Raw genomic sequence first — 6,496 nt, 5'->3', positions numbered from 1 at the left:
GCCCGCTGTGGCTGGGCTCGGTGAAGTCGAACCTAGGCCACGCCCAGTCCGCCGCCGGGGTGGCGTGCGTGATCAAGGTCGTGCCGGCCTTGCGCCACGGCGTCATGCCGCCGACCCTGCACGTGGACGAACCCAGCGACCAGGTCGACTGGTCGACGGGCGCGGTCGAACTGCTGACCGAGGCGCGGGACTGGCCCCGCGCCGGGCATCCGCGCCGGGCCGGCGTGTCGTCCTTCGGGATCAGCGGGACGAACGCGCACCTGATCATCGAGGAGGCACCCGAGGAACAGGCCCATTCGCCGGCGAGCGGAGCGAACCAGTTCACCACTCTGCCGCTGGTGGTCTCCGCGCGCGGCGCCGACGCCCTGGCCGGACAGGCCGCCCGGCTGAGTGCCTTCCTCGAGCACACCGACGCGCCCCTGCCCGCGGTGGCCCGCGCGCTCATCACGGGTCGTGCGGTGCTGGGCGACCGCGCCGTGGTGGTGGCGGGGTCGACCGCGGAGGCGTCGGCCGGACTCGCCGCCCTGGCCGGCGGCGAGGACGCCGCCGGTGTCGTGACCGGCCGCGGCGACGTGGCGGGGAAGCTCGTGTGGGTGTTCCCCGGTCAGGGCTCGCAGTGGGTGGGCATGGGCCGGGAGCTGCTGGACGCCTCGCCGGTGTTCGCGGCCCGGATCAGCGAGTGCGCCGCGGCGTTGGCGCCGTGGGTCGACTGGTCGCTGGTGGACGTGCTGCGGGGGAACACCGACCCCGCGTCGATGGAGCGGGTCGACGTCCTGCAACCAGCGTGTTTCGCCGTGATGGTCGGCCTGGCGGCGGTGTGGTCGTCGGTGGGTGTGGTGCCGGATGCGGTGGTGGGTCACTCGCAGGGTGAGATCGCCGCCGCGTATGTCGCGGGTGCACTGTCCCTCGCGGACGCCGCGCGTGTGGTCGCGTTGCGCAGCCAGGCGATTGCCGCGAAGTTGTCCGGTCGCGGCGGTATGGCCTCGGTGGCACTGAGCGAGGTCGACGCGGTGGCGCGGTTGGTGCCGTGGGCGGGCCGGGTCGAGGTGGCGGCGGTGAACGGGCCGTCTTCGGTGGTGGTTGCCGGTGATGCCGAGGCACTCGACGAGGTGCTGGACGCCTTGTCCGCCGATGGGGTTCGGGTTCGGCGGGTGGCGGTGGACTACGCCTCGCATACCCGGCACGTGGAGGACATCGAGGACACGCTTGTCGAAGCACTGGCCGGGATCGCCGCGCAGGCACCGGAGATCCCGTTCCTCTCGACCGTGACCGGCGAGTGGATTCGGGACGCGTGTGTGCTCGACGGGGCGTACTGGTACCGGAACCTGCGTCACCAGGTGCGGTTCGGCCCTGCCGTCGCCGCTCTGCTCGACGGGGGGCACCGCGTGTTCGTGGAGGTGAGCGCGCACCCGGTGCTGGTCCAGCCGATCACCGAGATCGTGGACACCACCGACGCCGACGCCGTGGTGACCGGCTCCCTGCGCCGCGAGGACGGCGGCCCTCGGCGGCTGCTGACGTCGATGGCCGAGCTGTTCGTCCGCGGCGTCGCCCTCGACTGGGCCGCGTTGTTGCCGCCGGTCCCGCGCCGGGTGGACCTGCCGACCTACGCGTTCGACCACCAGCACTACTGGCTCCAGTCGGCCGACCAGACCGACGTCGCCTCGCTGGGGCAGGCGGGCACCGACCACCCGCTGCTCGGCGCGGTCGTGCGGCTGCCGCGGACCGACGGGCTCGTGTTCACCGCACGCCTGTCCCTGCGGACCCATCCCTGGCTGGCCGACCACGCGATCGGCGGCATGGTCCTCTTCCCCGGCACCGGGCTGGTCGAGCTGGCCCTGCGGGCCGGCGACGAGGCCGGCTGCCCGGTGCTGGACGAACTCGTCACCGAGGCGCCGCTGGTGGTGCCCGAGCACGGCGGGGTACGGCTGCAGGTCGCGGTGAGCGGACCCGACGACACCGGGTCGCGCACCGTCGACATCTTCTCCCAACGCGAGGACGGTCCGGACACCTGGACCCGGCACGCCACCGGCACGCTGTCCGCGACCCCGGCCGGCGGCACCGGGTTCGACTTCACCGCCTGGCCGCCGCCCGGCGCGCGGGAGGTCGAGGTCGGGACGTTCTACGCCGACCTCGTCGAACGCGGCTACGCCTACGGGCCGCTGTTCCAGGGCGTGCGCACCGTGTGGCAGCGCGGCAGTGCCGACAGCGCCGAGGTCTTCGCCGAGGTCGCCCTGCCCGACGAGCACCGGGACGCCGCGACCGGGTTCGGCCTGCACCCCGCGTTGCTGGACGCGGCACTGCAGACCGGGACGATCGCCGCCGCGGCCGGTGGGGCGGAGCCCGGGCAGTCGGTGATGCCGTTCGCCTGGAACGGGGTGCGGCTGCACGCCGTCGGCGCCGCGGCGCTGCGGGTGCGGGTCACCAGCGGCCCGGACGCGATGACCGTCGAGGCCGCGGACCAGACCGGCGGCCCCGTCCTGACGATGGACTCGCTCGTGCTGCGTGCCGTGTCCACCGCACAGCTCGCGGCGGCGGCGGGCACGGCGGCCGGCGGCGCGCTGTACACAGTGGACTGGACGGAGCTGCCGCCGCCCGCGGCGGCACCCGTGCCCGCCTGGACCGCGGTGGCCACCGCCGACGACGTGGCCGCCTTGGGCGCGGAGGTGCCCGCGGTGGCGGTCCTGGAGGCGGTCGGCGGGGACGGCCCGGACGCGACGCTCGCGCTCGCGTGCCGGGTGCTCGACGTCGTGCGGGCGTGGCTCGCCGACGTCGCCGAGGCACGGCTCGTGGTCGCGACCCGCGGTGCGGTGGCCGCCGGCGACGGTGCGGTGACCGACCCGGCGGCGTCGGCCGTGTGGGGCCTGGTTCGGGCCGCGCAGGCGGAGAACCCGGGTCGGGTCGTACTGGTGGATCTCGATCCGGTGGCCGGTACCGGCGTGGCGCCGGTGTTGGGTGCGGTGTTGGCGTGTGGTGAGCCGCAGGTCGCGGTGCGGGGCACCGCGTTGGCCGTGCCGCGCCTCACGCGTGCCGAGGCGGCGCCCACACGGGCCGTGTTCCGTCCGGAAGGGACGGTCCTGGTGTCCGGTGCCGGCACCCTGGGCGGTCTCGCGGCCCGGCAGCTGGTCGCCCACCACGGGGTGCGGCGGCTGGTGTTGGCCAGTAGGCGGGGCCGTGCCGCGGACGGTGTCGATGAGCTGGTCGCCGAACTGACCGCGCGGGGTGCGGACGTGTCCGTCGTCGCCTGCGACCTCGCCGACCGCGAGCAGGTGGCCGCGCTGCTGGCCGAACACCGCCCGACCAGCGTGGTGCACACCGCGGGCGTGTTCAACGCCGGCGTGATCGGCACGCTGACCCACGAGGCGCTGGCCGCCGCCTTCGCGCCGAAGGTGACCGCGGTGCGGCACCTCGACGAGCTGACCCGGGACGCGGACCTGGACGCGTTCGTCGTCTACTCGTCCGCGTCGTCGGTGTTCATGGGCGCGGGCAGCGGCGGCTACGCGGCCGCGAACGCGTTCCTCGACGGGTTGATGGCCCACCGCCGCGCGGCGGGCCTGCCTGGGCTCTCGATCGCGTGGGGGCCGTGGCAGCTGGCCACCGGCATGGGCGACACCATCGACGAGGAGACCCTGTCGCGGATGTCCCGCCGGGAGGGCCGCGGCGGCGTCGGCGGGCTCGGCGCCGAGGAGGGCATGGACCTGTTCGACGCCGCGGTCGGGTCCCCGCACGCGCTGCTCGTGCCGGTCAAGCTGGACCTGCGGGAGGTCCGGGCCGACGCGGTGGTGGGCGGAACGGTGCCACCCCTGCTGGGCGGGCTGGTGCGCGTGGGTCGCCAGTCGGCCAGGGCGGCGTCCGAGGACGGCGGGCTGGTCCGCCGCCTGACCGGGCTCCCGGCGACCGAGCAGGAGGCGTTGCTGCTGGAGCTGGTGCGCACCCAGGTCGCGGTCGTGCTCGGCCACGGCAGCCGCGGCGGCGTGCGGGCGGACACCGCGTTCCGCGACGCCGGGTTCGACTCGCTCACGTCCGTGGAGCTGCGCAACCGGCTGCGGGAGGCCACCGGGCTGAAGCTGCCGGCGACGCTCGTGTTCGACCACCCGAACCCGCAGGCACTCGCCCGCCACCTGCGCGTGGAGCTCGCCGTCGACGAAGGGTCGCCCGCCGACCTCGTGCTGGCCGGACTCGCCGGGCTGGAGACGGCCATCGCCGGCGCGGACGAGGCGGCCCGCGACCGGATCACCCTGCGGCTGCACGAGCTCCTGGCCGCCGCGCAGGCGAGCGGCGAGGGCGGGACCACCGCCACCGACCCCACCGCCACCGACGATCTCGACACCGCCACCGACGAGGAGCTGTTCGCGCTCGTCGACCGGTTGCGCTGACACCACCACCACGTCCATCCCGGGAGCTGAGTTCAGTGGCTGACGAGGTACAACTCCGCGACTACCTCAAGCGCGCCATCGCCGACGCCCGCGACGCCCGCGTCCGGCTGCGGGAGGTCGAGGACCAGGCGCGCGAGCCGATCGCGGTCGTCGCCATGGCGTGCCGCTACCCGGGTGGCGTGTCCTCGCCGGAGGACCTGTGGCGGCTGGTGGCCGACGGGGTGGACGCCGTCTCCGACTTCCCGGACGACCGCGGCTGGGACCTGGCCGGCCTGTTCGATCCCGACCCCGACCGCTCGGGCACCTCCTATGTCAGGCAGGGCGGGTTCCTGCACGACGCCGGGCAGTTCGACGCCGGCTTCTTCGGCATCTCGCCCCGCGAGGCGCTGGCGATGGACCCGCAGCAGCGGCTGCTGCTGGAGACGTCCTGGGAGGCGGTGGAGCGGGCCGGCATCGACGCCCTGTCGCTCAAGGGCGCCGACGTCGGGGTGTTCACCGGCGTGTCCAGCCAGGGCTACGGCGCCAGCGCGGGCGCCGGTGCGGTCGCGCCGGAGCTGGAGGGGTTCGTGGGCACCGGCGCGGCGCCGTGCATCGCCTCCGGCCGGGTGTCGTACGTGTTCGGGTTCGAGGGTCCGGCGGTCACCATCGACACCGGCTGCTCGTCGTCGCTCGTGGCGATCCACCTGGCCGCGCAGGCCCTGCGCTCCGGCGAGTGCTCGATGGCGCTGGCCGCCGGTGCGATGGTCATGGCGACCGCCGGTTCCTTCCTGTCGTTCTCCCGGCAGCGCGGCCTGGCGCAGGACGGCCGCTGCAAGGCGTACGCGGACGGCGCGGACGGGATGGGCCTGTCCGAGGGCGTCGGCGTCGTGCTGCTGGAGCGGCTGTCGGTGGCCCGGGAGCGCGGGCACCGGGTGCTGGCGGTCATCCGCGGCAGCGCCGCGAACCAGGACGGCGCGTCGAACGGTCTCACCGCCCCGAACGGGCCGGCGCAGCAGCGGGTCATCCGCGCCGCGCTCGCCAGTGCCGGGCTCGCCCCGTCCGAGGTGGACGTGGTAGAGGGACACGGCACGGGCACCGCGCTGGGCGACCCCATCGAGGCGCAGGCCCTGCTCGCCACCTACGGGAAAGGCCGCGACCCCGCCAACCCGCTGTGGCTCGGCTCGCTGAAGTCGAACATCGGGCACACGCAGGCCGCCGCGGGCGTGGGCAGCGTGATCAAGATGGTCAAGGCCCTCGAACACGGCGTGCTGCCCGCGACGCTGCACGCCGAGACGCCGACCACCGAGGTGGACTGGTCCGCCGGCGCGGTCGAGCTGCTGACCGAGGCCAGGCAGTGGCCGCGCACCGATCGCCCGCGCCGGGCCGGGGTGTCCTCGTTCGGCATCAGCGGCACCAACGTGCACCTGGTCCTGGAGGAGGCTCCTGCCGAACCGGCCGGGCTTGTCGCCGACTCGCCGGCGAGCGGAGCGAGCCAGTTGAACACCGCGAGCGGAGCGAGTGAGTTGAACACCGCGAGCGGAGCGAGCCAGTCCAACACCGCGAGCGGAGCGAGCCAGTTGAACACCGCGAGCGGAGCGAGTGAGTTGAACACCGCGAGCGGAGCGAGCCAGTCCAACACCGCGAGCGGAGCGAGCCAGTTCAACACCCTGCCGCTCGTGGTGTCGGCGCGGAGCACCGGGTCCTTGGCGGGGCAGGCCGGCCGCCTGGCGGCGTTCCTTGCCGATGCCCCGCCTGCGGACGCCCCGCTCGCCGGGGTCGCGCACGCGCTGGTGTCGGGCCGGGCCGCGCTGGTGGAACGGGCCGTCGTCGTGGCGGCCGACCGGGACGAGGCCCGGATCGCGCTGGCGGCGCTGGCACGCGGTGAGCCGGCGGCCACGGTCGTGACCGGCAGCGTCGCCGCCGAGGACCCCGGCAAGGTGGTGTGGGTGTTCCCGGGCCAGGGCTCGCAGTGGGTGGGCATGGGCCGGGAGCTGTTGGACACCTCTCCGGTGTTCGCCGAGCGGGTCACCGAGTGCGCGGCCGCGTTGGCGCCGTGGGTCGACTGGTCGCTGGTGGACGTGCTGCGGGGCGACGCCGCGCCCGGTGTCCTGGCGCGGGTCGACGTGGTGCAGCCCGCGAGCTTC

At 75.0% G+C, this 6,496-nt stretch carries 2 protein-coding genes; both read left to right on the top strand.

Annotated features, from left to right (window positions below):
* Positions 1–4,373, top strand: a 4,373-nt coding sequence (locus ACJ73U_RS31745; RefSeq protein WP_407781420.1) for an acyltransferase domain-containing protein, incomplete at its 5' end; no start/stop codon positions are given.
* A 35-nt stretch (positions 4,374–4,408) separates the two neighbouring features.
* A partial coding sequence (locus ACJ73U_RS31740; RefSeq protein ID WP_407781419.1) for a type I polyketide synthase occupies positions 4,409–6,496 on the top strand: 2,088 nt, incomplete at its 3' end.

It is taken from the genome of Actinophytocola sp. (assembly GCF_045807065.1).
Lineage (GTDB): Bacteria > Actinomycetota > Actinomycetes > Mycobacteriales > Pseudonocardiaceae > Actinophytocola.
The sequence above is the reverse complement of the archived record's forward strand: the minus strand, read 5'-3'. Positions and strand labels throughout refer to the sequence as shown.